This is a genomic window from Zhongshania sp. (genome assembly GCF_047636175.1).
Taxonomy (GTDB): Bacteria; Pseudomonadota; Gammaproteobacteria; order Pseudomonadales; family Spongiibacteraceae; genus Spongiibacter.
This window is the reverse complement of record NZ_JBLIKC010000013.1, coordinates 81,957-108,062: the sequence shown is the minus strand read 5'-3', so window position 1 is coordinate 108,062 and position 26,106 is coordinate 81,957. Positions and strand designations below refer to the sequence as shown.

29 protein-coding genes and 1 tRNA gene are annotated in these 26,106 nt (G+C 50.1%); 17 read left to right on the top strand and 13 right to left on the bottom strand.

Annotated features, from left to right (window positions below; translation table 11 throughout):
- Positions 1 to 140: 140 nt before the first annotated feature.
- A complete protein-coding gene (locus tag ACI955_RS09770; RefSeq protein ID WP_415243557.1) occupies positions 141 to 503 on the bottom strand; it encodes an acyl-CoA thioesterase in 363 nt (120 codons plus the stop codon).
- Positions 504 to 671: 168 nt separating this feature from the next.
- On the opposite strand from ACI955_RS09770, the gene ACI955_RS09765 reads away from it, so the two are divergent.
- The 6 genes from ACI955_RS09765 to ACI955_RS09740 are packed head-to-tail and all read left to right on the top strand — an operon-like array spanning position 672 to position 6,923.
- Complete coding sequence (locus ACI955_RS09765) at positions 672 to 1,076, top strand: hypothetical protein (RefSeq protein ID WP_415243556.1); 405 nt, start codon at positions 672 to 674, stop codon at positions 1,074 to 1,076.
- Between the two features lie 40 nt (positions 1,077 to 1,116).
- On the top strand, positions 1,117 to 2,160 hold the full coding sequence (locus tag ACI955_RS09760) for a hypothetical protein (RefSeq protein WP_415243555.1): 1,044 nt from the start codon (positions 1,117 to 1,119) through the stop codon (positions 2,158 to 2,160).
- Positions 2,153 to 3,577 (top strand): glycosyltransferase family 2 protein, encoded by a 1,425-nt coding sequence (locus tag ACI955_RS09755; protein ID WP_415243554.1) that lies wholly within the window; start codon positions 2,153 to 2,155, stop codon positions 3,575 to 3,577. Before ACI955_RS09760 ends, ACI955_RS09755 begins: the two co-directional genes overlap by 8 nt.
- Entirely contained in the window at positions 3,558 to 4,256 is a 699-nt protein-coding gene (locus ACI955_RS09750) for a glycosyltransferase family 2 protein (protein WP_415243553.1), read from the top strand. The genes ACI955_RS09755 and ACI955_RS09750 overlap by 20 nt, the downstream gene beginning before the upstream one ends.
- Positions 4,249 to 5,862 carry an ATP-binding cassette domain-containing protein gene (locus ACI955_RS09745; protein WP_415243552.1) on the top strand — a complete coding sequence of 538 codons (1,614 nt, stop codon included), beginning with the start codon at positions 4,249 to 4,251 and terminating at the stop codon, positions 5,860 to 5,862. The genes ACI955_RS09750 and ACI955_RS09745 overlap by 8 nt, the downstream gene beginning before the upstream one ends.
- 2 nt (positions 5,863 to 5,864) lie before the next feature.
- Positions 5,865 to 6,923 carry a nucleotidyltransferase family protein gene (locus ACI955_RS09740; RefSeq protein WP_415243551.1) on the top strand — a complete coding sequence of 353 codons (1,059 nt, stop codon included), beginning with the start codon at positions 5,865 to 5,867 and terminating at the stop codon, positions 6,921 to 6,923.
- Positions 6,924 to 7,389: 466 nt separating this feature from the next.
- On the opposite strand, the gene ACI955_RS09735 is transcribed toward ACI955_RS09740, so the two are convergent.
- Genes ACI955_RS09735 through ACI955_RS09725 form a run of 3 tightly spaced genes read right to left on the bottom strand, consistent with a single transcriptional unit; the run spans position 7,390 to position 8,700 of the window.
- Positions 7,390 to 7,821: an acyl-CoA thioesterase gene (locus ACI955_RS09735; RefSeq protein WP_415243550.1), complete on the bottom strand. Its 432-nt coding sequence runs from the start codon at positions 7,819 to 7,821 to the stop codon at positions 7,390 to 7,392.
- A complete protein-coding gene (locus ACI955_RS09730; RefSeq protein WP_415243560.1) occupies positions 7,818 to 7,910 on the bottom strand; it encodes a hypothetical protein in 93 nt (30 codons plus the stop codon). The genes ACI955_RS09735 and ACI955_RS09730 overlap by 4 nt, the downstream gene beginning before the upstream one ends.
- Positions 7,900 to 8,700, bottom strand: a complete 801-nt coding sequence (locus ACI955_RS09725; protein ID WP_415243549.1) for a tRNA sulfurtransferase — start codon at positions 8,698 to 8,700, stop codon at positions 7,900 to 7,902. Before ACI955_RS09725 ends, ACI955_RS09730 begins: the two co-directional genes overlap by 11 nt.
- Positions 8,701 to 9,029: 329 nt before the next feature.
- Between ACI955_RS09725 and glnA the strand changes: the two genes are divergently transcribed.
- The 4 genes from glnA to ntrC all read left to right on the top strand — a co-directional run bounded on the left by glnA (position 9,030) and on the right by ntrC (position 13,770).
- Complete coding sequence (gene glnA / locus ACI955_RS09720; protein ID WP_415243548.1) at positions 9,030 to 10,436, top strand: glutamate--ammonia ligase; 1,407 nt, start codon at positions 9,030 to 9,032, stop codon at positions 10,434 to 10,436.
- A 106-nt stretch (positions 10,437 to 10,542) separates the two neighbouring features.
- The gene (locus ACI955_RS09715; protein WP_415243547.1) at positions 10,543 to 11,040 is read left to right on the top strand and encodes a DUF4124 domain-containing protein; all 498 of its coding nucleotides are present in this window, start codon (positions 10,543 to 10,545) and stop codon (positions 11,038 to 11,040) included.
- Positions 11,041 to 11,275: 235 nt separating this feature from the next.
- Complete coding sequence (glnL, locus tag ACI955_RS09710; protein ID WP_415243546.1) at positions 11,276 to 12,352, top strand: nitrogen regulation protein NR(II); 1,077 nt, start codon at positions 11,276 to 11,278, stop codon at positions 12,350 to 12,352.
- The gene (gene ntrC / locus ACI955_RS09705; RefSeq protein ID WP_415243545.1) at positions 12,349 to 13,770 is read left to right on the top strand and encodes a nitrogen regulation protein NR(I); all 1,422 of its coding nucleotides are present in this window, start codon (positions 12,349 to 12,351) and stop codon (positions 13,768 to 13,770) included. Before glnL ends, ntrC begins: the two co-directional genes overlap by 4 nt.
- A 294-nt stretch (positions 13,771 to 14,064) precedes the next feature.
- Here ntrC and ACI955_RS09700 read toward each other — a convergent pair whose 3' ends face one another.
- Genes ACI955_RS09700 through ACI955_RS09685 form a run of 4 tightly spaced genes read right to left on the bottom strand, consistent with a single transcriptional unit; the run spans position 14,065 to position 15,827 of the window.
- A complete protein-coding gene (locus tag ACI955_RS09700; RefSeq protein WP_415243544.1) occupies positions 14,065 to 14,526 on the bottom strand; it encodes a tRNA (cytidine(34)-2'-O)-methyltransferase in 462 nt (153 codons plus the stop codon).
- A gap of 51 nt (positions 14,527 to 14,577) precedes the next feature.
- On the bottom strand, positions 14,578 to 15,066 hold the full coding sequence (secB, locus tag ACI955_RS09695; protein ID WP_415243543.1) for a protein-export chaperone SecB: 489 nt from the start codon (positions 15,064 to 15,066) through the stop codon (positions 14,578 to 14,580).
- A gap of 50 nt (positions 15,067 to 15,116) precedes the next feature.
- Positions 15,117 to 15,371: a glutaredoxin 3 gene (gene grxC, locus ACI955_RS09690; protein ID WP_415243542.1), complete on the bottom strand. Its 255-nt coding sequence runs from the start codon at positions 15,369 to 15,371 to the stop codon at positions 15,117 to 15,119.
- A gap of 45 nt (positions 15,372 to 15,416) precedes the next feature.
- Complete coding sequence (locus tag ACI955_RS09685; RefSeq protein WP_415243541.1) at positions 15,417 to 15,827, bottom strand: rhodanese-like domain-containing protein; 411 nt, start codon at positions 15,825 to 15,827, stop codon at positions 15,417 to 15,419.
- A gap of 155 nt (positions 15,828 to 15,982) precedes the next feature.
- Between ACI955_RS09685 and gpmM the strand changes: the two genes are divergently transcribed.
- The 3 genes from gpmM to ACI955_RS09670 are packed head-to-tail and all read left to right on the top strand — an operon-like array spanning position 15,983 to position 20,128.
- Positions 15,983 to 17,539: a 2,3-bisphosphoglycerate-independent phosphoglycerate mutase gene (gene gpmM / locus ACI955_RS09680; protein WP_415243540.1), complete on the top strand. Its 1,557-nt coding sequence runs from the start codon at positions 15,983 to 15,985 to the stop codon at positions 17,537 to 17,539.
- A gap of 11 nt (positions 17,540 to 17,550) precedes the next feature.
- Positions 17,551 to 18,696 carry a murein hydrolase activator EnvC family protein gene (locus ACI955_RS09675; protein WP_415243539.1) on the top strand — a complete coding sequence of 382 codons (1,146 nt, stop codon included), beginning with the start codon at positions 17,551 to 17,553 and terminating at the stop codon, positions 18,694 to 18,696.
- The gene (locus ACI955_RS09670; protein WP_415243538.1) at positions 18,644 to 20,128 is read left to right on the top strand and encodes a S41 family peptidase; all 1,485 of its coding nucleotides are present in this window, start codon (positions 18,644 to 18,646) and stop codon (positions 20,126 to 20,128) included. The genes ACI955_RS09675 and ACI955_RS09670 overlap by 53 nt, the downstream gene beginning before the upstream one ends.
- 53 nt (positions 20,129 to 20,181) lie before the next feature.
- Here ACI955_RS09670 and hisF read toward each other — a convergent pair whose 3' ends face one another.
- The 4 genes from hisF to hisB are packed head-to-tail and all read right to left on the bottom strand — an operon-like array spanning position 20,182 to position 23,013.
- Positions 20,182 to 20,958: an imidazole glycerol phosphate synthase subunit HisF gene (gene hisF, locus ACI955_RS09665; RefSeq protein ID WP_415243537.1), complete on the bottom strand. Its 777-nt coding sequence runs from the start codon at positions 20,956 to 20,958 to the stop codon at positions 20,182 to 20,184.
- 12 nt (positions 20,959 to 20,970) lie between these two features.
- Entirely contained in the window at positions 20,971 to 21,705 is a 735-nt protein-coding gene (hisA, locus tag ACI955_RS09660) for a 1-(5-phosphoribosyl)-5-[(5-phosphoribosylamino)methylideneamino]imidazole-4-carboxamide isomerase (RefSeq protein ID WP_415243536.1), read from the bottom strand.
- Positions 21,706 to 21,739: 34 nt separating this feature from the next.
- Entirely contained in the window at positions 21,740 to 22,408 is a 669-nt protein-coding gene (hisH, locus tag ACI955_RS09655) for an imidazole glycerol phosphate synthase subunit HisH (protein ID WP_415243535.1), read from the bottom strand.
- 11 nt (positions 22,409 to 22,419) lie between these two features.
- Complete coding sequence (gene hisB / locus ACI955_RS09650) at positions 22,420 to 23,013, bottom strand: imidazoleglycerol-phosphate dehydratase HisB (RefSeq protein ID WP_415243534.1); 594 nt, start codon at positions 23,011 to 23,013, stop codon at positions 22,420 to 22,422.
- Positions 23,014 to 23,094: 81 nt separating this feature from the next.
- On the opposite strand from hisB, the gene ACI955_RS09645 reads away from it, so the two are divergent.
- From ACI955_RS09645 to ACI955_RS09630, 4 genes are all read left to right on the top strand, one after another.
- A complete protein-coding gene (locus ACI955_RS09645; RefSeq protein ID WP_415243533.1) occupies positions 23,095 to 23,490 on the top strand; it encodes an acetyl-CoA sensor PanZ family protein in 396 nt (131 codons plus the stop codon).
- On the top strand, positions 23,490 to 24,572 hold the full coding sequence (mutY, locus tag ACI955_RS09640) for an A/G-specific adenine glycosylase (RefSeq protein WP_415243532.1): 1,083 nt from the start codon (positions 23,490 to 23,492) through the stop codon (positions 24,570 to 24,572). Before ACI955_RS09645 ends, mutY begins: the two co-directional genes overlap by 1 nt.
- Positions 24,569 to 24,841 carry an oxidative damage protection protein gene (locus tag ACI955_RS09635; RefSeq protein ID WP_415243531.1) on the top strand — a complete coding sequence of 91 codons (273 nt, stop codon included), beginning with the start codon at positions 24,569 to 24,571 and terminating at the stop codon, positions 24,839 to 24,841. The genes mutY and ACI955_RS09635 overlap by 4 nt, the downstream gene beginning before the upstream one ends.
- Positions 24,842 to 24,925: 84 nt before the next feature.
- Positions 24,926 to 25,001 (top strand) — tRNA-Phe (locus ACI955_RS09630).
- Positions 25,002 to 25,019: 18 nt separating this feature from the next.
- On the opposite strand, the gene ACI955_RS09625 is transcribed toward ACI955_RS09630, so the two are convergent.
- Positions 25,020 to 26,057 carry a tyrosine-type recombinase/integrase gene (locus tag ACI955_RS09625; protein ID WP_415243530.1) on the bottom strand — a complete coding sequence of 346 codons (1,038 nt, stop codon included), beginning with the start codon at positions 26,055 to 26,057 and terminating at the stop codon, positions 25,020 to 25,022.
- Positions 26,058 to 26,106: the final 49 nt, after the last annotated feature.

The following is a 26,106-nucleotide window of genomic DNA, read 5'->3' as shown; positions in this document are numbered from 1 at the left end:
CATCCACCAAAATTGAGCTATAGCAGCAATGTGCGTTTTGAGCATGGCAGCGCCATCATGACTGCGACACTAACGCTGGAAGATCAGCATTTTAAGTACTACAACCTGAACCTAGGTAAACCGGCTAACGAGTAAGACCACTAGTCCAGAGCGCGGGTTTGTAAATGACTGCGCTCTTCATCCGCTATTGGTCGCGGACGATGCTTGTCATCAATACACACCAAGCTTATTTCGCCCTCAGCAACCAGCTCACTGCCGTCTTCGGAATACAAACGCTGTAATAAGCGAAAACTACTATTGCCGATATGAGTCACCCACGCTTTTGCGCACAAGCGCTTATTGTGATGCCACTCTTTGCGGAAATTCAAGCCGATGGCCGCTACAAGCATTCCAGACAACTCACTGCCGCTGCCAACGCCAAAGCCCGTATCCAGCATCCACTGAACCCGAGCCTCTTCTAAATACCAAAAATACTGAACGTGACTTATAGTGTACTTGCCCATCTTATGACACTAAAATTAAGCTTTATTTTCGTAAGTGCGCAAACTCAGTTTATTTGTCGAACAATCCGCGTATATCTTCTTCTCGGCACTCGGCCTTGTCGAAGACCGTTATTTCTGGACTCGCTACGAAGTGACAAGCCCCACAAAAACCAAAGGAAAGACCTTAACATGCCTACATTCATACTTAACCGCCGCGTTGCCGCCGAAGTATTTGAAGACGAATGCATTATCGCCAATCTTGATAACGGCCTGTACTACAGCCTGCAAGGCAATGCAGTAGCCTTGATTAACGCGCTGCCAAACAATGACGCTGAAGACATGATCAACACAATTGCTAAGCCTCTGGCGGATAAGGCAAAAATCTGTCAAGACGAACTTCGCAACATCTGGCAAGAGTTGCTAGCCGAAGAGCTGGTCGTTACGAGCTCGGCTGAGCAAGGGCCGCTAGTAGCGCCGGTTCCTGCTACTGAATATCAATCCTCAGCATTGAACCGCTACACCGATATGCAGGACCTATTGCTGCTCGACCCAATCCACGAAGTGGACGAAAATGGTTGGGAGAAAAAGCAATAAATATACGCCTTCATTACATCGCAACCATCAGAGGATAGCCGTGTTTGATTTAGAGCAGTACTTTGACACAGCTTTGCAGCTAGTCCAGGGAGCGGATCTTCAATACCGTGATCGCATAACACTTGCGCACCACTCGATTGACTTACTTACCCAATCTGCCATCTTGCGGAATAAATTTATTCCGGCCCTCTCTCATTTAGCCGGCATGTCAAGTCTGAACTTTGCCGATCTCACTATTTATTATGTCGAAAACTGTGATTTAGAAAGAGCCCTAACCGCGCCGCCAAATGACTTATTCAATGCCCAGGGCTTTGCCGCGGATCTCGATCAAAGCGAGATACAAATTTACTACCAGCCCTGGCTTAGGCAATTGTTCCTATATTCGCAGTCACAGAAAATTGGCATCTACTGGACCATGGACGCCACCGAGATACCCTGGTGGGAAACCACTTTCTCGTTTCGGATAATTTTCCACTGGTGGAGCCGCAACAAGCCCTTGCAACTTATGCATGCGGGCGCCATGTCAAACGACGGAGAAAGGGGCTGGCTCATACCGGGTCCTAGTGGCTCAGGCAAGTCCACTAGCTGCATGCGCCTGCTACTACACGGCAGTTACTATCTATCTGACGACTATGTGATCGTGAGCACTGAGTCGCCGTTTAAGGTCTTCAGCCTTTATCAAACGGCCAAGATTAATGCTGATAATTTTGACAACAGCTTCTCTGCACTTTCGTCACAGCTGACGAACCCCGACACTTACCAAGAGCAAAAGGCCGTGTTACTCATTGGCCAGCACTACCCCAAGCAGCTTCTCAAAGAAATAAAATTATTGGGCATTTTGGTGCCAAAAATCACGGCCGAAATACACTCAAACATGCAGGCAGTGAAACCCTCAAAGGCACTTATGAGCATCGCACCCACTACCCTGTTTCACTTGCCTCATCACCGGGAAGATGCCTTTGCGAAAATCAGCAGAGTTGTCAGCAGTGTCCCCACGTTTCAGTGGCTATTGGGCAGCGACACCCACTCACTCATCAATTCTTTCCAAACTCTAGAGACTAAAAAGGTGCCCGCCAATGCTTAGTGTCATCATTCCCGTTTTCAATAATGGTGCAGAAATCAGAAAGGCCATAGCCTCGGTGTTGAACCAGCCCGAAATCATGTTGGGTCAGATTACCCTCGAAATAATACTAGTCAATGATGCATCCGAGGCAAGCTGCGTCACTCTGCTTGAGAGCATTGCAGCATTGGTTCCCGAGATTGCGCTCTACCATCATGAACAGAACCAAGGGCCAGCGGCCGCGAGAAACACCGGCGTCAAGATAGCCAAAGGCAACTTAATTAGCTTCCTCGATGGTGACGACGAGTGGGCGCTAAATAAACTCGCTTTACTATTACCTCATCTACAAGATGCGAAAATCATGGTCGCCAGCGGCCACATTCAATACGTCTTTGACGAGGGCGTCCAAAAACCAGAGATGCAGTTCGAGACCAGCGACAATCTATTGAGTCACGTACACTTGGGCGCCTCGCTCGTCAAACGTGAGGTCTTCGATAAAGGCTTATTCTTCGGCAGTAATTTTCGCTGCAGCGAGGACATCGACTGGTGGTTACAGCTGCGTGAACATCAATTTGGCATTGTGATCATTGAAGAGCCCACCCTGCTCTATCACATCCACGGCAATAATATGTCTTGGGATAAAACACTTGCCGAATTGAATCTATTCGCAGTTTTGCAGACATCCCTACGCCGACGTCGGAACGAGAAACCTGCCCAGCCACTGCCGCAACTTAATGATTTCAGACGCTTTGAACAACCTTTGGTGTCGGTCGTTATTCCCCTTTTCAACGGCGAGAAATTCATTGCTCGCGCATTGAACAGCATTGAGGAGCAAACCTATTCACACTGGGAAGTCTTCGTAGTCGATGATGGCTCAACAGACGGTGGCGCAGATTTAGTGGCCAAACAGTTTCCGCAAGTTCGTCTCATCAGTCAGGAGAATCGAGGGCAGGCGGTAGCTCGCAACCTGGGCATCAAGGAAGCAAAGGGTAAATACATTGCCTTTCTCGACCAAGACGACGAGTGGCTATCAGAAAAACTCGCGCTGCAGGTCAATGCCCTCAATCAAAATCCCTACACGGCATTCGTGACTTGTAATCAGAAATATCATTCAGAAAATGGTAGCGAGACCTTGCCTAGCAATATGCGACAGACCTTAAACGATGTACATCGCTCAATCGTACCTAGCGGTCTTATGGTACGACAATACGCGCTCAATACTGTGGGTGGATTTGACCCTACACTGCGCGCTGGTGACGACATGGATCTACTGCTCAAGCTTCGCCAAGTGGGTTACAAGGAGCTCAATGTTGAACATTTGTTATTAAAAAAATGGTTTCATGATGCGAATGACACATTCAATATGCCGAAAATGAGAGCAGGACTTTTTGAGGTCCTGCGCAGACAATCGAGACGTAATAATGAACAAAGCAACAAGTAGTCAGATCGACATTATCATGCCAATCTACAATGGCGAGGCATTCGTTGCCCAGTCAATTGATAGCATTCTACATCAGAGCTTCAAGGACGTTCGTATTATTGTCGTTAATGACGGCTCTTCCGATCGCAGTCTACAAATCGTTTCAGCTCTCGCAAAAAAACAGGACAACATAGAGATTATTGACCTTCCTCATCGAGGAGCTTCTGCCGCGCTGAATGAAGCGCTCAAGCACGTGACCGCTCCCTGGCTCGCCTTCTTAGATTGCGACGATCTCTGGCACACGGAAAAACTAGCCAAGCAACTCGACTATCTCATTGAAAATCCAGCGGTGGACTTATGTTTCACGCAGCTCACTGAATTTGATGACAGGAATAAGTTGACCGGCACACACGCCGCTCGCACTCAGGTACTGAACGGCACTGGGAAAAGCGCCTTACTTTGCAGACCCACCGTGTTTGAAAAGGTGGGCGGCTTTAATGAAGATACACAGTTGGGCGATTTTCTGGAATGGTTTGGTCTCTGCCAGTTGAAAGGCATCATTCATACCACACTGCCCGAGGTGCTCACCTACCGGCGCGTGCATGATGGCAATATGAGTCAAGGCGCATCCGCGAGCGATTACCTCAAGCTATTGCGTCGGCACCTTCAACATAAGGCGGCAGCAAAAACTAGTGAATAATCCATTTAGCCTCACTATTGTTATTCGGGACATCTCCAACAGAAAAATTATTCTTTCCGTCGCGATGGGGTTATTCCATAGCGCGCTATCGATCATTTGGCCACTGCTTATTTATCGCAGTATTCAGCCTATTCCCGAAGTGATAGACGCTGTGCTCTATGGCAATATCGCGGCGATAGTCGTTTTCTTTTCTTTGGCTCAGTGGCTCGCGTTTAAACAGACAGCCTATAATTACGTGATTGTCGATGAAGCTTGCCTGCGATTAAGCTCCCAACTATATGAGCAGTTTTCTAAGCTCCAATGGCAGGAATTCAAGAAGCACAACCGCGCCTATTTTTACGACTTAATAATGGCGGACTTCTGGCGCGTTCGCCAAGGCGTGAACAAGCTGTTCGATTCAGCACTTACTAGTGTAATTATAATTTTGGCGATGCTCGGGTTCATTGCGTGGATAAACCTCGTTATCTTTGTGTTCTCTTTATTGGGAATGGCGTTAATCGTCGTACTCGGCCTGCTCACCAATCGACGCACTCGCCCCTTGCTAGTCAATTATCAAGCCAGTTGGCGACAACAGCACGAGTGGGCTGTTGCCCTGCTGGATAAATTCGAATTGCTCAAAATGAATCGCGGCATATCGGCAACAGCGCAAGATCACCGGCGTCACACTGGCGAGTTACTCGATAGCAATACGCGCATGCTCAGATCTGAACTGTTTTGGCGCTCGTGGGTACGATGGGCAAGCAACTTCCTGCGGATAGGCATGCTTTTTCTTGGCGCCTTTTTGACTCAGACCAAGCAAATTAGTGCACAAGATTTCGTTATATCCTTGCTTGTGCTCAGTATTATACAGAGCAATGTAGCGCCCCTAAGCGCCGCTCTATTCAGCTTTATGGACGGGCAAGAGGCAGCCAAGACGCTACAAACTTTCTTTAATCTAGCGACTGAGGCTCACTCGACTCAAGGTAGCGGTGGGAAATCTCTGCACTCCATATCGCTTAATCACGTCTGTTTTAGCTACGGTACTAAGAATATTTTTGATGGCAAAGATATCCACTTACAGCGCGGAAAACTCTATTTATGGAAAGGCGCAAACGGCGCCGGCAAGTCCACTATGGCCAGAATTCTATTGGGTCACCTATCCCCCACCAGGGGCAATTTGCTTATCAATGAACGCAGCGCGCACTGGCACGAGCTGGAACAATGGCGAAGTCACGCGGCCCTCATAGACCAACACGTGACTCTGTTTGGCGGCACTATTAAAGAGAACGCACTTTTTGGCCATGACGATCCCTCGAGCCGTTGGCAAGACACCGACGACGAACTAAAACGCCGTCTGCTACCAAAACATAAAAATCCAGACACTTATGATGTAGGCGAACGCGGCGACAAATTGTCCGGAGGCGAGGCGAGACGAATCGCTCTGTTGCGAGAATTGCTCATTAGCCCAGGCCTATTGGTATTGGATGAGCCGACCAATCATATGGACAAGGCTTCAATCATCTTCCTAAAAGAGATTATCCATAGCCTCAAACTAGACAAAATAATAATTATCATCAGTCATTTAGACGACTTCGACGATATAGCAGACGAAACTGTAGGATTTTGACCATGCTCACCATTTCCCCATTAGACGATCTCACTATTCGGTTTTGTCTTGCCGAGGACAAGTCGTTAGCAGGCGACTTATTAGAACGCTGGAATGAGGACATCGACATAGACACCATGAGCTTCGGCATCATGCGTTTGGTGCCACTTATTCACCACCAGATCACGCGATTCGGCCTAAGCTCGCCACACGGGAAGCGCTTAAAGGTTATCTATAAATTTTGGTGGGTCGCCTATCAACACCGCAGCAATCAGCTACAACAGATCCATACCCTTTTAAGTGACCACGGCATTCCCATGATGATCATCAAGGGCGCCGGACTTATCGATTACTACGAGAATCCAATTCATCGCCCCATGGCAGATATCGATGTTCTTGTTCCGACCAAAAATCACTCAAAGGCTCTCGATTTATTCTTAAACAACTTTTGGGTTCTGGAGTATCCGGAAAGACACAAGCGTTGTTTACTTACTACTAAACTGGAGTTGGACGCACCCCATGGCGTCGCGCTACTCAACACTATCACCGGCACGAAACTCGACTTACACCGGCGTATTGGCAGCAACACATCTAATCAGGTAAGCGACTGGGTTTGGTCAACAGCAGTGCCTGCTGTTAGCTTGCCAGGGCTAAATAAACCTGCAATTCATTTAGAGCTGCTAATGATCGTCGTGCATGCGGTCATGGCGAGCTTTAACGATAATTTGAATTGGTTAGTCGATCTAGCGCATATGCAGAAACAACTCACAGAAGAAGATTGGGACCGCGCCCTAAAAGCCGCCGTGGCCGAGAAGAAGGCCGACATATTTCTCTTCGGCTGCCACTTGGCCCGTCAATACGGAATCTCTATTCCCACATGGCTGCCACAAGCTGAGACACCAAAATTACCCCCTCCCGATCCGATTAGAAAACCCTATATTACATGGATAAAACGTGTCAATTCCGCACTCTATTTTGAAATCCATCATCGCCATCCAAATCGCGCCCTGCCACTCAAATGGGTAATACACGTCTATATTTTCGCAGTAAGAGGTTTTGTTTTTCTGGGCAGAAGTATTTGAGGCAGCAAACTAAGCAACACTCGGGCATAACCCCACCAGTTCGGCTTATAAAACAACTTAGGCCGCTTTGACGTAGTATGGCGGTAGATGTTGATGAGTGCCTATTGCAGAAAGTAGCGGGATGATTGACTGCATACACCAACCATCGTGATGCATCGCTTTATTCAAAAAAATTCGACAACATTAGCACAGTCAATTAAAGGCCCAGACAACTCAATACCGAGGCGCTTACTCCACTGAATTGATTATCCTCTTGGACCAAAAGGCGCGTGCTCAGGCAATACTGACAAATCACCAATCATGCCGCCTGGGCGAGCATGCGCTATGGCTCTCTGTTCCCAGGCCGCAACGTTAGGGAACTGTGACCAGTCAACGATGTTGAGTACGGTCGCAAAGTTGATCTGGAAGATCAGTATTTTAAATACTACAACCTGAACCTAGGTAAACCGGCTAACGAGTAAGACCACTAGTCCAGAGCGCGGGTTTGTAAATGACTGCGCTCTTCATCCGCTATTGGTCGCGGACGATGCTTGTCATCAATACACACCAAGCTTATTTCGCCCTCAGCAACCAGCTCACTGCCGTCTTCGGAATACAAACGCTGTAATAAGCGAAAACTACTATTGCCGATATGAGTCACCCACGCTTTTGCGCACAAGCGCTTATTGTGATGCCACTCTTTGCGGAAATTCAAGCCGATGGCCGCTACAAGCATTCCAGACAACTCACTGCCGCTGCCAACGCCAAAGCCCGTATCCAGCATCCACTGAACCCGAGCCTCTTCTAAATACCGAAAATACTGAACGTGATTTATATGGCCCATACTGTCTTGATCTCCCCAGCGCGGCGAAATCAAAACACTAAATAATGGCGGGGTAGTAATAGCTACTTCTCTCATGACGGACGATATACCTTAACATTAGTAAAACCCTGCTCAAGCAAATGCGAGGCGTGTAAGCGGCTCATTACACCTTTTTCACAGTACAGCAGGTAAATACGCGCTTGATCTAGGTCGATGAAGCGACGGTGAAGCTCGTAAAAACGGCACAGTGACAAACTTAAGGCGATGCGACGCGCCAGATTTAAGCCACAAATACAGTGCCACCTCCTTAACGCCTACCTCGTGCTCGCGACCACCAAGGTTAAAAAAGCAAAAATGGGTGCGAACACCGCGCTTCATCGTCATATAGCTAGACACGGTAGAATCAAATCCCCCGGAGATAAGGGACCTCACCGCATCAACAGAGCCCATTGGATAACCACCCAAGCCCTGTATACGACGATTAACAATGAACAACTGCTGGTCTCGGATCTCAATGCGCACGGTGACATCGGGATTATGCAAATCGACACCCGCTGACTCAAGATGCTGATTCAAGCCACCGCCAACGTAGCGCTCGACTTCACCTGAGCTAAAATCATGCTCGCCTGAGCGCTTGCAACGAACCACAAACCGCTTGCCTCGCAGGCTATCGCCAAGGGCATCGCGAGTTTTTTCGTAAATATCATGCAGATCAACTAAGGGGTATTCAGCCACGTCAATAACATGACCAATACCTGGTGTTTGGCATAATACCGTCACAAAACCCTGGAGCACGACGGCGTCGGTGCTATACGTTTCCAAGCTTATGCGGTCCCACTCGCGAATAATGACCACTGCTGGATCGAGCTGCATAAGTAATTTGCGGAGGTTATCGCGAAGCTGACGGGTGAGCTTCCTCCGCACAGGCTTACTTTTGACGATAACTTCAGGAAACAGCTTGACGATAAACTTCATTAATAGGCCGCGTGAATAAATGCGCGGGTATTATAGCGGCCCACTGCTCGCGGTGCAGCCCAAAGAATGGTGCGCACTAAAAACGAACACAAAACCCGCTCGCGCACCAAAATAGACCGAATTTCAGGTGGCGGCGCACAATTTTTACTCACAAATAAAACAAAATGACCCTAAAACTCCAGCCGTCAGCACAATAAAACCGCATATATATCGCTTTTTCGGTTCCCACGCTGCTCTACTATGCGGCACAATACGCTTCGAATATAATGACCAGCAATTCGGCCATGCCGAACTTTTAACAGACTCTCTCTATCTGGAGGACGTACATAATGTCAGAGAACACTCTGAAGTTAATCGCCGACAACGACGTGAAATGGGCAGACATGCGCTTCACCGACACTATAGGCAAAGAACAGCACGTCACCATTCCAGCCACCGATATTGACGCCGGCTTTTTTGAAGACGGCAAAATGTTTGATGGTTCATCAATCGCCGGCTGGAAAGGCATTAACGAATCAGACATGATTCTTATGCCTGATGATGACGCTTCTGTATTAGATCCATTTACCGAAGAATCCACTATCATCATCCGTTGCAACATCGTAGAACCTACAACCATGCAGGGCTATAACCGCGATCCGCGCTCTATCGCCCAGCGCGCTGAAGACTATATGCGCGCAAGCGGCATTGCTGACAACGCACTGTTTGGCCCTGAGCCAGAGTTCTTCGTTTTCGACGACGTTAAATGGAAGATCGCGATGGAAGGCGCGAGCTACTCTATTGCGTCTGACGAAGCGGCATGGAAATCTGGCGACAACTTTGAAGAAGGCAACACGGGTCACCGCCCTGGCGTTAAAGGCGGCTACTTCCCGGTACCACCAGTAGACAGCCTGCACGACCTGCGCGGCGCTATGTGCAACGCCATGAGCGATATGGGCCTAACTATTGAAGTACACCACCACGAAGTGGGTACTGCTGGTCAGTGTGAAATCGGCGTTGGCCCCAACACCTGCGTTAAAAAAGCTGACGAAGTTCAGATCCTCAAGTACTGCGTGCACAATGTTGCTCATGCCTATGGCAAGACCGCGACTTTCATGCCCAAACCTATCGTTGGCGACAACGGCAGCGGCATGCACGTTCACCAGTCTTTGAGCAAAGACGGCGTTAATCTGTTTGCTGGCGATGTTTACGGCGGCCTGTCTGAAACTGCACTGTTCTACATCGGCGGTATCATCAAGCACGCTCGCGCTATCAACGCTTTCACCAACGCATCTACTAACTCGTATAAGCGTCTGGTTCCCGGCTTTGAAGCACCGGTAATGTTAGCTTACTCAGCGCGTAACCGCTCTGCGTCAATCCGCATCCCGTTTGTACCAAACCCGAAAGCACGCCGCGTAGAAGTGCGCTTCCCAGATCCATCTGCAAACCCTTACCTTGCGTTTGCGGTTATGCTGATGGCTGGCCTAGACGGCATCAAAAACAAGATTCACCCTGGCGATGCTGCTGACAAAGATCTTTACGATCTACCAGCAGAAGAAGCAGCGGCAATTCCAACCGTTGCCTCTAGTTTAGATCAAGCACTGCAAGCTCTAGATGCAGACCGCTCGTTCTTGACCGCTGGCGGCGTATTTGACGACGATACCATCGACGCCTATATCGCACTGAAAGCACAAGACGTTGAGCGCCTAGCCATGACAACTCACCCCGTTGAGTTCGACATGTACTACAGCGTGTAACACTTGCGTCTACTATAAAAAAACCCGCCAATGGCGGGTTTTTTTATGCTTATAGTAAACTCAATCTAGCCACATCATTAAACCTAGCCATCGCCCCGGAGCTACTATGCGCGGCATACTCCTTTTAAGCTGTATTTTTGCTTTGTGCTCGCAGGCACTATATGCCGAGATCTATCGTTATATCGACGAAAACGGCCGCACCGTATATTCCGATAAAGCCCCCAAAAGTGCAGAGCCAATCACGCTTCCCACACTGAACACCGCACCCGCAATAGACATTAATGAACCTAAGCGGACACCCAAGAAAGCCGTGAATTTAGATCGCAATATCATCCGTATAAGCTCCCCCAGCGATGGCGCCATTATAGCCAATGGACTAGTTGGCATAACCGTCAGCATCTCTAAAGCTCGAGCACTTCGCAAGGGTCAGCAAATACGTATCAGTCTTGACGGTGAACTTGTCAGCACATCGACATCAATGAGCGCCACTATTTCACGCCTCCCCCGCGGCCAGCGTCGTATTAAGGCAACCCTCCTTGACCAGAACAGCAAAACGCTCTCCGAAGACAGCATTAGCATCACGGTTTATTGGCCGACGAACTAATCTCTCTGCGCTTTATTATTAAGTATTTGTTTGCACCTTATGTGTGCATAATATGAAATATCAAGCAGTTTCGTCCCAAGAAAAAGCCATGTACTTCCTTTTGGATATGGCCCCAAAACAGGGCTTTTGATCGTCCTGCTTGATACATTTGTTGGATCACCCATAAAACCCCATAGCTTTCGCTTGGCCTAGAAATTGCTTATAGGCAAGACATAACGCACATACTGGCGACCTTATGCCTCCGATCAATATGTACCACCAAATTCTCGATAACTTAAAAACAGCAATACTGTTGGTAGAGCCGAACCTGACTGTTAATTATATTAATCCGGCTGCAGAGTCACTATTGGCGGTATCTGACCAACGTATTCACGGCGAAGCTATTACTAGGCTGTTTCATGAACAGGAAGACACCCTCGTTAAGCTTCTCGACGCCATCAATAACTGTGAGGCCTACACCAAGCGAGAAACTGTTTTAACCTTGCGCTCTGGGGCAGAGATAACAGTCGACTACGCGGTGACCCCCGTGACCGAAAACCGCCGCACCTCGCTAATCATCGAACTACAGCCATTAGACAGACTTATCCGTATCAGCCGCGAAGAAGGCCTCCTGTCATCGCAGCAAAATAGCCAAGCGCTAATTCGCGGTATTGCCCATGAAGTTAAAAATCCTTTGGGCGGCCTGCGTGGTGCGGCCCAATTACTCGCTCGCGAACTTAGCGACCCAAAGCTACACGACTACACCAATATTATTATTGAGGAAGCTGACCGCCTGCGAAATCTAGTCGACACAATGCTAGGGCCCCACCGTGCACCAGAGAAACAAAGGACTAATATTCACGAGGTATTAGAGCGGGTCAGGCAGCTTGTCGAAGTAGAAAACGAAGGCAGCATTCATTTTATTCGGGATTACGACCCCAGTATTCCAGACATACTTGGCGATCGTGAACAGCTCATCCAAGCCTTCCTCAATGTCGTCCGTAACGCCAAACAGGCGCTTCGGCAAGATCTTGCGAGCGATAGAGATCCAACCATCACTATTCGCACTCGAACCATACGCCAACTCACCATTGGCTCAAACCGCCACCGTCTTGTTTGCAGTACTGACATAATCGACAACGGGCCAGGTATTCCAGCAGCCCTTCGCGCCTCAATCTTTTTACCTATGGTTAGCGGACGCGCTCAAGGTACCGGGCTCGGACTATCTATTGCTCAGTCAATACTCTACCAACATAACGGTCTTATCGAATGCAGTAGCGAACCCGGCAACACCGTGTTTTCGCTACACATTCCTGTGGAGCACGCCTCATGAGCAAAGCCAATTCTGTCTGGATAGCAGACGACGACAAATCTATACGCTGGGTACTCGAAAAAGCCCTCACTCAAGCCGGCATCATTACCCGCTGCTTTGAGAACGGCGACGAATTATTGGGACATCTTGAAGATGAGATTCCCGACGCCATCATCAGCGACATTCGCATGCCCGGCATTGACGGGCTGAAGTTATTATCCAGAATTACCGCCGCCCATCCCGGTCTACCTGTTATAATTACTACCGCGCATTCAGACTTAGACAGCGCAGTTGCCTCCTATCAAGGCGGCGCATTTGAATACCTGCCTAAGCCCTTTGACGTTGATGAGGCCGTAGCTACCACCCAACGCGCGCTGCAGCACGCCAACAAAAACCGCAATTTACTGCCCGAGCAAGAGCCACTCGAAACCACCGAGATCATCGGCGAAGCACCCGCAATGCAGGAAGTGTTTCGCGCCATTGGCCGTCTGGCACAGTCCAACATTACCGTTCTGATCAACGGTGCATCAGGTACCGGTAAAGAGTTAGTCGCCCAAGCCTTACACCGCCACAGCCCGAGAGCGAATAAACCCTTTATCGCCTTAAATATGGCGGCTATCCCCAAAGACTTAATGGAATCCGAACTATTTGGCCATGAGAAAGGCGCATTCACCGGCGCCAGCGCACAGCGCCGAGGCCGCTTTGAACAAGCCAATGGTGGTTCGTTATTTTTAGATGAAATCGGCGACATGCCCGCTGACACTCAAACACGATTGCTGCGAGTGCTGGCAGACGGTGAGTTCTACCGCGTTGGTGGTCACACCTCCATTAAGGTGGATGTGCGCATTATTGCTGCAACCCATCAGCACCTTGAACAACTGGTAAAGAACAACACTTTCCGGGAAGACCTTTTCCACCGTATCAATGTTATCCGCATACATTTACCGCGCCTGTCTGAGCGCAGGGAAGATATTCCCAAGCTAATGCAACATTTCTTCACGCGCGCCGGAAACGAGCTCAATGTGGAACCCAAACGCCTGCGTCCAGAAACCGAAGAGTATCTCTGCCAAATGGAATGGCAGGGCAATGTTCGTCAGCTAGAAAACACCTGCCGCTGGCTGACCGTCATGGCCGCCGGCCGTGAAATACATATCGATGACCTGCCCCCAGAGCTACTGGAAAGTCCGCAGGGCGAAGCGGCGCCAGCGTCCAACTGGCAAGACAATCTCAAGCGCTGGGCGGATCAGGAACTCTTGCTAGGACGAGATAAGTTACTAGATCGGGCAGTACCCCAGTTTGAACGAATTATGATTGAGTCCGCCCTCAAGCACACCCATGGGCGTAGACGCGATGCCGCCAACTTACTTGGCTGGGGCCGTAATACGCTAACCCGTAAGATTAAAGAATTGGGGATGGGTGGGGATGACGACGATGATTAATATCGTCGTCTGATCTATTTAATTGATATTCACAAACTAGCTTGAGCGTGGGTTTCGCCAAGCTAGTCGAATCAGAAGCCAGTTTAGTAATTCAGTCGCCGACCAATATGGTTTTCGCCTTCTAAGGCGGCTTATTTTTTTTTGTGGAAAAGCAGTAGGCAAGATGCTGAACCCTTAAGGAACTGCTGCTCACTGCAATGGCCTGCGGATTAAGCGAAAAGCTGTTTGAGCGGAGCGGGTTCTCTCCGCGCCGTAAGCCGCGAAAAAACGGCGATCAATTGAACGGGGGAATGACTAAGCCCCCAAAAACCCATTCTGCCGCCACGCCTCGTAACTCACCAAGGCAACGGTATTCGACAAATTAAGGCTGCGAGAACTCGATATCATCGGCACTCTCAAACAGTGCTCAACACCCAAATCATCGCGAATATTTTGCGGTAAGCCGGCGGTCTCAGAACCGAATAACAACACATCATCCGGTTTAAATTCGGCATCGGCGTAATTTCGACTGCCCTTAGTCGTTAAGGCAAAGATGCGACGCCCGGCCATCTCTTTCAGAAAATTTTCATAGTTGGCGTGGCGACTCACACGCGCCAAATCGGCGTAATCCAATCCTGCGCGGCGGAGTTTTTTTTCTTCAAGATCAAAACCGAGCGGTTCAATTAAATGTAGGTGACAGCCATTATTCGCAACCAACCGAATAATATTACCGGTATTGGGGGCAATACGCGGTTCATGTAAAGCAATATGAAACATATAAGGTATCTGCGGCGCAGAGGCTAGTAAAAGCTCTGCGCCGCCAGTAGGTCAGTGTGTTTTAGGTTCGGCGGCGGCTTTTTGCTCGACCTGCTGCTGAGCCTGACGATAAAGAGCTTCAAAATTAACAGGCTGCAATGCTAGGGCGGGGAAGCCACCTTTTATCACTAAAGAATCAACCGCTTCACGCAAATACGGGAACAGCATATTCGGGCAAGCGATACCCAGGAGCTGACGCATCTGCTCACCTTCCACGCCCTCTACCACGAACAGGCCACCTTGGTGAATTTCTACCAAGAATGCAGTCTCATCGTCTTCGAGTTTGGCAGTGATGGTGACCGTAAGAATAACTTCAAAATTATTATCAGCCACTGGCGCACTGCGGGTATTCAAATCAACCTGTATCTTTGGTTTCCAGGTTTTAGTGAATATAACGGGCGCGCTTGGCGATTCAAATGACGCGTCTTTAACATAAATACGCTGCAAGGCAAACTTGGCTTGAGCCGGCGCTTTTGCTTGTGCTTCATCTGTATCTGTCATTACTTTCTACTTCCTAATTCTAGGTATTAAAAAAATATCGCCGGCCTTAATTACGAGGCGAGCATTTCATCAAGCTGAGAGCTACGCTCAAGGGCCATCAACTCATCACAACCGCCAACATGAGTATCACCTACCCAAATTTGTGGAACCGTGCGCTGACCAGTGCGAGTCAATAAGTCCTTGCGAAGATCATTGCGACCATCGACCGCAATTTCTTCAACGTCTGCGCCTTTATTACTGAGTATCTGCTTAGCGCGGACACAGAAAGGACAGGATCGAGTTGTGTAGATTGTTACTTTTGCCATAATCAATTTTCCCCTTTGATACCACTACTTTTGGATATTGACCGATCATTTTACCAGCGGCATCTGCATCGCCTGCCACTCCGAAATACCGCCTTTCAAACGGTGGACCTGAGTATAACCTTTAGCGCCTAACTTTTTGCCCGCCGCAGTGGCGTTCTGACCAAGCTTACACACCAATACTATCGGTTTTTCTTTATCGCCTAAATCTTCAAGTTCTTTGTCTAGCTTCGCAAAGGGCACATTCACAGAGTCGATAATATGGCCCTTGGTATACTCAGCTTTATCCCGTAGATCTACCACCACCGCGCCCTGCTGGTTTATCAAGACCACCAACTGCTGGGGAGTAATCGACTTACCCGCGCGCCGTGACTCGTGAAAGCTCAACAAAAGCAGGCACGAGATTAAGGCTGAGATAAGTATCCACTGCTCAGCTACAAAAGGGATTAATTTTTCCATGAGAACTCTCTTTATACATCGCGGTGAACACAATTCGCGAAAAAAGCGAGAGTATACACTGCCACTGTGCAATTCTCACCCTTCCCTGCATAGCCTCGTTGTAGCTAAAAAGTTACACTAACGAGCTAATTCCAGCCGATTTGAAGTGATTTATTATGGCCGACACGCACACCAAAAAACCCGTTGTCTTGATTATACTCGACGGATTTGGCTATCGCGAAGACCCCAAAGACAATGCGATTTTCCACGCTAAGACCCCTAACTGGGACGCGCTATGGGAAACGTCGCCGCACACACTCATCTCAGGCTCGGGGCTAGACGTCGGCCTCCCAGACGGCCAAATGGGTAATTCAGAAGTTGGCCACATGAGCCTCGGTGCCGGTCGCATTGTCTATCAAAGTATTACGCGTATCGACAAAGATATTGCCGACGGTGATTTTTTTAGCAACCCGACTTATACCGGAGCCGTCGATAAAGCCGCGACCGCAGGCAAAGCAGTACACATTCTTGGCCTGCTTTCTGCGGGTGGCGTACACAGCCACGAGAACCACATATTAGCCATGATGGAACTGGCCGCTAAACGCGGGGCAGAACACATTTATGTACACGCGTTTTTAGATGGTCGCGACACGCCGCCGCGCAGCGCCCAAAAATCGCTGACCAAAATAGACCAAAAATTCGCTGAACTCGGTCGTGGCCGCATAGCCTCGGTAATAGGCCGCTACTACGCCATGGACAGAGACAACCGATGGGATCGCGTGGCAAAAGCCTATAATTTGCTGACCGAAGCCGGCGCCGATTTCCGCTACGACTCAGCGTCCGACGCCCTCGCCGCCGCCTATAGCCGCGATGAAAATGATGAGTTTGTCGACGCTTCAGTTATTCAGGCCCAAGGCCAAGCCGACGGCAGCGTCAAAGACGGTGACAGCGTTATATTCATGAACTTTCGCGCCGACCGGGCCAGAGAAATCACCAGAGCCTTTGTCGACAAAGAGTTTGACGGCTTTCAGCGCAACACCGTCCCCGCTCTGGCTGAGTTTGTGATGACCACCGAATACGCCGACAGTATCAAAGCGGCTGTTGCCTACCCACCAAAAAAAATGCACAACAGCTTGGGCGAAGTATTAGAGAAAAATGGCAAAACCCAGCTGCGCATTGCCGAAACAGAGAAATACGCCCACGTGACCTTTTTCTTTAGTGGGGGCCGCGAAGCACTCTACAAAGGTGAAGACCGCGAACTCATCGCATCGCCCAATGTAGCCACCTACGACCTGCAACCCGAAATGAGCGCGCAGGAAGTCACGGATAAACTAGTTGCCGCAATTCGCAGCGGCAAATACGACGCCATCATGTGTAACTACGCCAACGGCGATATGGTCGGCCACACCGGTATATTTGCAGCCGCGGTAAAAGCTGTTGAAGCTCTAGACACCTGCATAAAGCGTGTCACAGATGCTGTAATCGACGTGAATGGTCACTGCCTGATCACCGCTGACCACGGCAACTGCGAGCAAATGGTTGACTACGACGCCGGCCAGGCTCACACCCAACACACCACCGAGCTAGTACCTCTGGTGTACGTCGGCAGCCAAGACCGCGCCCTGCAAGAAACTGGCGGCAAGCTCGCCGATATCGCGCCCACTATGTTGGCGCTGATGGCCATTGAGCAACCGGACGAAATGACCGGCGTTAATTTATTGCGCGACGCCTGAGGCTATTTAAGGTGCTGCCTCGCGCTGTCAATTTACGCACGCTATGTTGGGTTTTATTACTACTAACCAGCACCGCAGTGGCCGCCAATGATGCGAACACCCAACGTCAGCTCGACAGTCTCAATGAAAAAATCGGCTCGCTGAAAAAGTCGATTGGCAAGCAGCAGGACGATCGCAGCAGCACCGCCAAGGCGCTGCGCAAAATAGAAACAGACATTGGTAAGCTGGCAGCAAAACTTCGTCAAACCAGCACTAAACGCGATCAGCAGCAGCGCAAGCTGGCCGAGCTAGAAGCACGCCAACAACAACTTCGTAAAAAGCAGGTCAGTCAAAAATCGCTGATCGCCGAGCATGTTCGCAGCGCGTATATCCTCGGTAAGGAAAGCCAATTAAAGATGCTGTTGAATCAAGAGCAACCCGAAAAGCTCAGCCGCACACTCACCTACTTTGACTATTTTAATCGCGCGCGCAGTGAAGAACTGAGCAAATACCGCGACACGCTGTCAGAATTAGACTTGCTAAAGCCAGCGATCAAAACCGAAGCCCAAGCTTTAGCCAACACCAGCGCTGAGCTAAAACGTCAGCAACAAGCGCTTGTGCAGCAAAAACAGCAGCGCGCCACGGCATTGACAGGCCTAGACCGAGAAATACTGAGCAATACTAGCTCACTAAATAAGCTCGACAAGGAACGTAAAAGTCTAGAAAGCGTCCTACAAGCGGTTGAGCGAGAAATCACCAATATCGCCATGCCAGAAAGCTATCAGCCGTTTAAAGCCATGCGCGGAAAAATGCCCTGGCCAGTCACCGGCAAACTCCTTAATCGCTACGGGGCATCTCGCCAAGGCAGCGCAGTCACCTGGCAAGGCATTCAAATTGCCGGTCGCGAGGGTGACTCGGTGCTATCCATACACAATGGCCGCGTGGTGTTTGCCGACTGGTTACGCGGCGCAGGCTTACTGATTATTGTCGATCACGGTGGCGGCTATCTCAGCTTGTACGCACACAACCAAAGTCTGCTGCGCGCCGAAGGCGACTGGGTTAAAGGAGGCGAAGCTGTTGCTACTGTCGGGAACAGCGGCGGCCAACGCCAAGCGGGGCTTTATTTTGAAATTCGCTATAAAGGTCGACCAACAGACCCACGCAGCTGGTGCAAGTAAGGGCGAAGTAATCGCCGATAAAGCAAGATACAATAACTGTCGTTTGACGTCGTTTCGGGAATTTACAGCCATGCCACATATCGTCCGCCACACACTTTCTGCACTTATAATCGTGTTCTTGGCCAGCCCCTTAGTAGCGCTTGCAGAAGGCCAAGCCACCGATACAGACAGCGCCACCGAACCGCAGGGCCAATTGCCGCTGCAGGCCTTGAGAAATTTTGCCGACGTATTCAATCAAATTCGTCTTAGTTATGTAGAAGAAGTCGACGACAAAACCCTGCTCGAAAATGCCATTCGCGGCATGCTCAGCGGACTAGACCCGCACTCCGACTACCTAGACGCCAGCTCCTTTGAAGATCTACAAAACCACACCACCGGTGAATTTGGTGGCCTTGGAATTGAAGTCGGCATGGAAAATGGTTTCATCAAAGTCATTACCCCTATCGACGACACACCCGCTGAACGCGCGGGTATTCAACCCGGCGACGTGATCATTCAAATCGATAACAAGCCGATTAAAGGGCTCAATCTGCAGGAATCCGTAACGCTTATGCGCGGACCGGCAGGCAGTGAAATTGTGCTAACCATACTCCGCAACGGCATTAGCGCGCCCTTTGAGGTGCAACTAAAGCGCGACGTGATTACCGTGGCCAGTGTGCGCAGCGAAGTGCTTGAACCCGGTTACGGCTATATCCGCATTTCACAATTCCAGAGCCGCACCGGCGACGATCTGAAAAAAGAGCTCGCCAAACTCAAGGCCGGCGCCAAGGATTTAAACGGCCTAGTATTAGACTTACGCAATAATCCCGGCGGCCTGCTGCAAGCCTCTGTACAAGTGGTCGACGAATTTATTAATGAAGGCATGATCGTATACACCCAAGGTCGTCTACCCAATGCCTATAGCCGTTTTATGGCTAACGCGCAAAAACCCGCTGATGAAACACCGATGGTAGTGCTCATTAATGGCGGCTCGGCATCGGCTTCTGAAATCGTTGCTGGCGCACTGCAAGATCATCGCCGCGCCGTTATCATGGGAACACGGAGCTTTGGTAAAGGCTCGGTGCAAACCGTTTTACCGCTGTCTGAAGAAAGCGCCATTAAATTAACCACCGCCCGTTATTTCACCCCCAGCGGGCGATCTATACAGGCGCAGGGTATTGAGCCAGACATCATTGTTGAACGCGCCCGTGTTGAAGCTCTAACGGGTAGTGGTATAGAAATCACTGAAGCCGACCTAGCGGGTCACTTGGGCCGGGGCGATGGTGACGGCGAAGAAAGCACCAGCGTAAGCCGCAAAGCCGAAAAAAGTAAGCGCGAGAATTTGGCTGCCAATGACAACCAACTCTATGAAGCGCTGAATCTTCTCAAGGGCTTAAAGATTATGTCTATGCCCAAAACCGCCTTGTTCAACACTGACACGGCGACCCAATAAGCGGGCATAAAAAAGCGGGCCATTGGCCCGCTTTCTCGCTACTGCACAAGCAATTACAAACGCACTTCAATGCCCCGCGCCGCCATATAAGCTTTAGCTTGTGGCACCGTATATTCAGCAAAATGAAAAATACTGGCGGCCAATACCGCATCGGCCAAACCTTCTTTGATACCCGCTACCATGTGATCGAGGTTACCCACCCCACCAGACGCGATAACTGGCACCGGCACCGCTTCGGAAATGGCCCGAGTTAGCGCCAAGTCATAACCGGCCTTGGTGCCGTCGCCATCCATACTGGTTAACAGCACTTCGCCCGCGCCGTTTTTCACCATTTTTATGGCCCACTCCACCGCATTAATACCGGTTGGCTTACGGCCACCGTGGGTAAAGATTTCCCAGCGCGGACTGCCGTCGGCCTCATTCGCAACCTGCTTGGCATCTATGGCGATCACAATACACTGGGTACCAAAACGGTCGGCAGCCTCGGTCACAAAGTCGGGACGGTGTATCGCCGCCGAGTTAATACAAACCTTGTCAGCACCGGCATTGAGCATGGCGCGAATATCTTTAATCTCGCGAATACCGCCGCCAACCGTGAGCGGGATAAATACCTCTGCAGAAATTTGCTCAACGATATGCGCCGTGGTCTCACGACCTTCATGGGTAGCGGTAATATCCAAGAAGGTAATTTCGTCAGCACCCTGTTCGTTATAACGCTTGGCAACCTCAACAGGGTCGCCGGCGTCACGAATACCGACAAAATTAACGCCCTTTACGACGCGACCCTTGTCGACATCCAAGCAGGGAATAATACGTTTAGCCAGAGCCATAGTGTCTTTCCTTTACTGCTGTTCGTCGCAATAGCGCTGTGCTTCGCGCAAATCAAGCTCGCCTTCGTAAATCGCGCGGCCAGTAATAGCGCCCAATATTCCGGCATCGGCTACCGCTTTTAGCGCCCGAATATCATCCATATTAGTCACCCCACCAGAGGCAATGACCGGCAAGCCAGAGGCTTTTGCCATCGCCACAGTGGCATCAATATTTACGCCCTGCATCATGCCGTCACGACTAATATCGGTATACACAATTGAAGTCACACCGTCCTGCTCAAAGCGCTTTGCCAATTCAGTAGCAAGCAAGGTGGACACTTCTGCCCAGCCATCGGTGGCGACCAAACCCTCTTTGGCATCTAATCCAACAATGACCGAACCCGGAAAAGCCTTGCAGGCCTCGGCCACAAACTTAGGATCTTTCACCGCCTTGGTGCCGATAATCACGTAATTCACGCCAGCATCTAAATACTGCTCAATGGTGTCCATGGAGCGAATACCACCGCCAATTTGAATCGGCAGATCGGGGTAGGCCTTGGCAATGGCCCTTACCGCCTCGCCATTAACAGGCTTGCCTTCAAAGGCACCATTCAGATCAACCAAATGCAGACGACGTCCACCCTCGGCAACCCAGCGTGCGGCCATTTCCAATGGATCGTTACCGTACACCGTAGAGTCGCCCATTTCGCCCTGACGCAGGCGCACGCACTGTCCGTCTTTTAAATCTATTGCCGGGATAATCAACATAATACAAACCTAAAGATAAAATTCTGAGTAGACCTTAATCTGAAACGGGAAAGAAACTCGCCTTCGGGCGATCCCAATTCAAGAAATTGCTTAGTAGGCGCAAGCCGGCCTCACCACTTTTTTCAGGATGAAACTGCACCGCAAAAACATTTTCACAAGCCAGTGCCGCATGTACTTGCACGCCGTAATCTGCCGTGCCAGCAACAAAATCTGGCGCATCCACATAATAGCTATGCACAAAGTAAAACCGACTGTCATTGGCAATGCCCGCCCACAGCGGATGCTCAACAGTCTGCGCCACGTTATTCCAGCCCATATGCGGTACTTTAAGACGAGTACCAGCGCTGTCATGTAAATCAGCACCAAAAAACTTTACCGCGCCGGGCAGCACATCCAAACACGCTATACCGCCGTTTTCTTCACTACTTTCCAGCAGTGCCTGCATACCAAGGCAAATACCGAGCAGGGGCTTTTGCGCCGCCACCTCCTGAATTACCTCATCAAGACCGCGGGCTTTTAATTCAGCCATGCAATCGCGAATGGCGCCAACGCCGGGAAAAATAACGCGATCTGCACTGAGTATGGTGTCGGGGCAATCTGTGACCAAGACTTTCACCCCATTGCCCACTTTCTCAAGCGCACTGGCAACGGAGTGCAAATTACCCATGCCGTAATCAACGACGGCAACGGAAGAAGAGCTCATAAAGATAAATCCTAGAGGCTGCCTTTGGTAGAAGGCATAATACCGGCCATGCGCTCATCAGGCTGTAAAGCCATACGCATTGCACGACCAAAGGCCTTAAACACGGTTTCAGCTTGATGATGAGTGTTTTGACCGCGCAAATTATCAATGTGCAAAGTCACTTTGGCGTGATTCACAAAACCGTGAAAGAACTCAGAGAACAAATCTACATCAAAACCACCCACGCTTCCGCGGGTGTAAGGCACGTGGTATTGCAGGCCGGCACGACCAGAGAAATCAATCACCACCCGCGTCAAAGCCTCGTCTAACGGCACATAGGCGTGCCCGTAACGAGTCATGCCTTTTTTATCACCCACCGCCTCGGCAAACGCCTGGCCCAGGGTAATACCGATGTCTTCCACGGTGTGATGGGCGTCAATGTGTAAGTCACCCTTGGCGTACACCGCCAAATCAATCATACCGTGACGGGCAATCTGGTCCATCATATGATCTAGAAAGGGAATCCCAGTTTCAAAATGCGACGTGCCCGTGCCATCTAAATTTACTGTCGCAGTAATTTGGGTTTCTAAGGTGTTACGGCTGATCGTAGCTTTGCGCATGTTCATCAACGCCTCATCGGTTATTTGCTTACAATAGCGTATTATAAAAAATCCCGAACCGTATTACACCCAGCAGAAGCGTCATAAATGCCCGTATACGCAGAAATTATCACTCAGCCCGACTCTCAGGATGCCGCTGACCTCGAAATACTGTATCCCAACGACAGTATTAAGCTACTGGCATCTGCCGTATCTGGAAAGCTAATCATCTACGGTGGTCGCTTTAATGGCCGAATTCTCTCGGCTTTTACCCTTACCCCCATATACGATGGCGACTACCAAATCGCGAGACTATCGGTGCGCGAGGTCACTCGCCGCCGAGGCGTGGCAAGACAGTTAATTATTCAGGCGATGAAGCAGCTGCCTGCTGAGCTGCAATCTATCTCCGCCGATCTGCGCAGCGCACCAGAACTCATCAATTTATTTGCAGAGCTTGGCTTTAACGCCAGCAACAGCCTCTGGTGTTGGCAGCGAAACCCTTAATGAAATCAAGTAATCAGCAAATCTTCAGCCAACAGTTGCTGGCATGGTTCGACATCGCCGGCCGCAAAGACCTGCCGTGGCAACAAGGCATTACACCCTATCGAGTGTGGGTGTCTGAAATTATGCTCCAGCAAACCCAAGTCACCACTGTCATCGACTACTATCAGCGCTTTATGGCGCGCTTCCCCACGGTGACTAGCCTAGCTGAGGCACCCACTGATGATGTTCTCGCGCTGTGGACCGGCCTTGGCTATTACGCCCGCGCCAGAAACCTACACAAGGCCGCCAAGCTGGTCTGCGACGATTTTGGCGGTGAACTCCCCCACGATCATCAGCAACTGCAACTTCTTCCCGGCGTTGGACCGTCAACCGCTGCCGCCATATTCTCCATTGCCTGCAATGGCCGCGCACCGATACTTGATGGCAACGTCAAACGGGTACTCACTCGCTACGCCGCCATTGACGGCTGGCCCGGCATAAAACAGGTAGAGAACCAACTCTGGGAGCTTGCTGAAGAACTTACGCCAGACAACCGGGTTGCCGATTACACCCAAGCCATCATGGATCTAGGCGCCACCTTATGCACCCGCAGCAAACCTCAATGCCCAAGCTGCCCGGTGCAAAACAACTGCCAGAGCTTCGCCGCTAACGCTCAAACACAATATCCTGGCAAAAAGCCGCGCAAGCAAATTCCTAGCCGCCAAGTCCATATGCTGATCTTAGAAAATAAGAGCGGCGAAATATTACTAGAGCAACGCCCAGATAGCGGCATATGGGGCGGCCTGTGGAGCTTCCCTGAGGCCGCAAATACCGACGAGCTAGATCACTATCTTCACAACAAGCTCAACGCCAAGGGCACAAAACAGCAGTGGCCAGTCATACGCCACACCTTCAGCCATTTCCACTTAGACATCACCCCAGTACATATTCATCTCGACACCGATATCAACGCAGTCATGGAAGACAGACCCCAGCTTTGGTATAAGGGACACCCTGAGCAACAAGTCGGCCTTGCCGCACCAGTAAAAAAATTACTCGACGCTGTATTCAGCTCAGATTTATTAAGAGAAGCCTTATTATGACCCGCACCGTATTCTGCAAAAAATACCAGCAAGAACTTGAAGGCCTAAGCAAAGCGCCCTATCCAGGCCCTAAAGGTCAGGACATCTTTGAAAACGTCTCCAAAAAAGCTTGGGAAGAATGGCATACCCACCAAACCATGCTGATTAATGAAAAGCATCTCAGCATGATGGAACCCTCGTCGCGAAAATTCCTGCAAGAAGAAATGCAAAAGTTTCTATCGGGCGAAGAGTACGAAAAAGCTGAAGGCTACGTACCCCCCAGCGAATAAGTCTATGTTTCAGGGGCTTGACTCACTCTTAAGGAACAGGTTTAATACGCGCCTTCTGAGAGGCAGCCAAAGCCCTCGATATATGCCCAGATAGCTCAGTCGGTAGAGCAGAGGATTGAAAATCCTCGTGTCGGCGGTTCGATTCCGTCTCTGGGCACCACTCCTTTCCTGTTTAAAATCAACGATTTACTACTAATCGCAAGCCAACTGGTTTTTGCAGTGCTGTGCCCAAATTTGTGCCCTCAATCCGTTTTGCCGCATACAGCAAATGATCTGCTGCTAAATGCGCGTATCTAAGCACCCTATCGACGGTCGACCAATCTCCTAATTCCTGCAACTCTTGCAGGCCAGTACCGCTTTGGACGTGCCAAGACGCCCATGTATGCCGCAGATCGTGCCAGCGAAAATCGTCAATGCCAGCCCGTTTCTTTGCCGCTGCCCAAGCCTTAGTGGATGTTCGGTCTACCGGTTTACCCTGAAAAGTAAACACGTACTCCCCGCCATCCCCACGCCGCGCCTCAAGGACTGCCAGTGCATCATTATTTAGCGGCACCGCAATTGCCTTACGCGACTTAGACTGGTCAGCGTGTATCCACGCCACACACCTCGATGTATCCACCTGATCCCAACGCAAATAACTGACATTACGCTGACGCAACCCTGTTGCCAGAGTAAAACGCGCCATATCGGCCAAGTGTGACGGTAATTCGGCAATTAATTTTGCTGCCTCATCCCGCGTGATCCACCGGATTCGTTTTTTAGACTCCGGAAACATTTTGACCCTCGGAACCCGCTCAACCCATTCCCAGTCATCCCGCGCCGCTCGGAGAATTGCCCGAATGAGCGCCAAATACCGGTTAGCCGTTGAAGGGCTAGCCGCAGCCTTTTTGACCTGAGCAATTTTGGCAATCAAATCAGCGTCGATCTCGTCGAGCCATTTAGTCCCCAAAAACCGATCAAGCCATTTCAGCTTACCCAGATCCTTTTCGTGATCTGCCTTGTGATCCGTGCTTCCGACCCATCGCACTACGGCTTCCTGCCATGTACGCCTTGGCTTTTCTCCTAAGCGGTATTTCCGCCAGAGATCGGCCTTTAATCGGTCGTGGTATTCTTGAGCCTGTTCTTTGTCCTCAGTCCCAGTAGATCGGCGTATGAACTCGCCACCGGGACTAGTGAACTTGACCCACCAGACCGTTCCCCGTTGATAAAGTGACATTGTGAATCCTCCTGTTCACAGCCACTTAACGGCGCTTGCCCACGGCCAG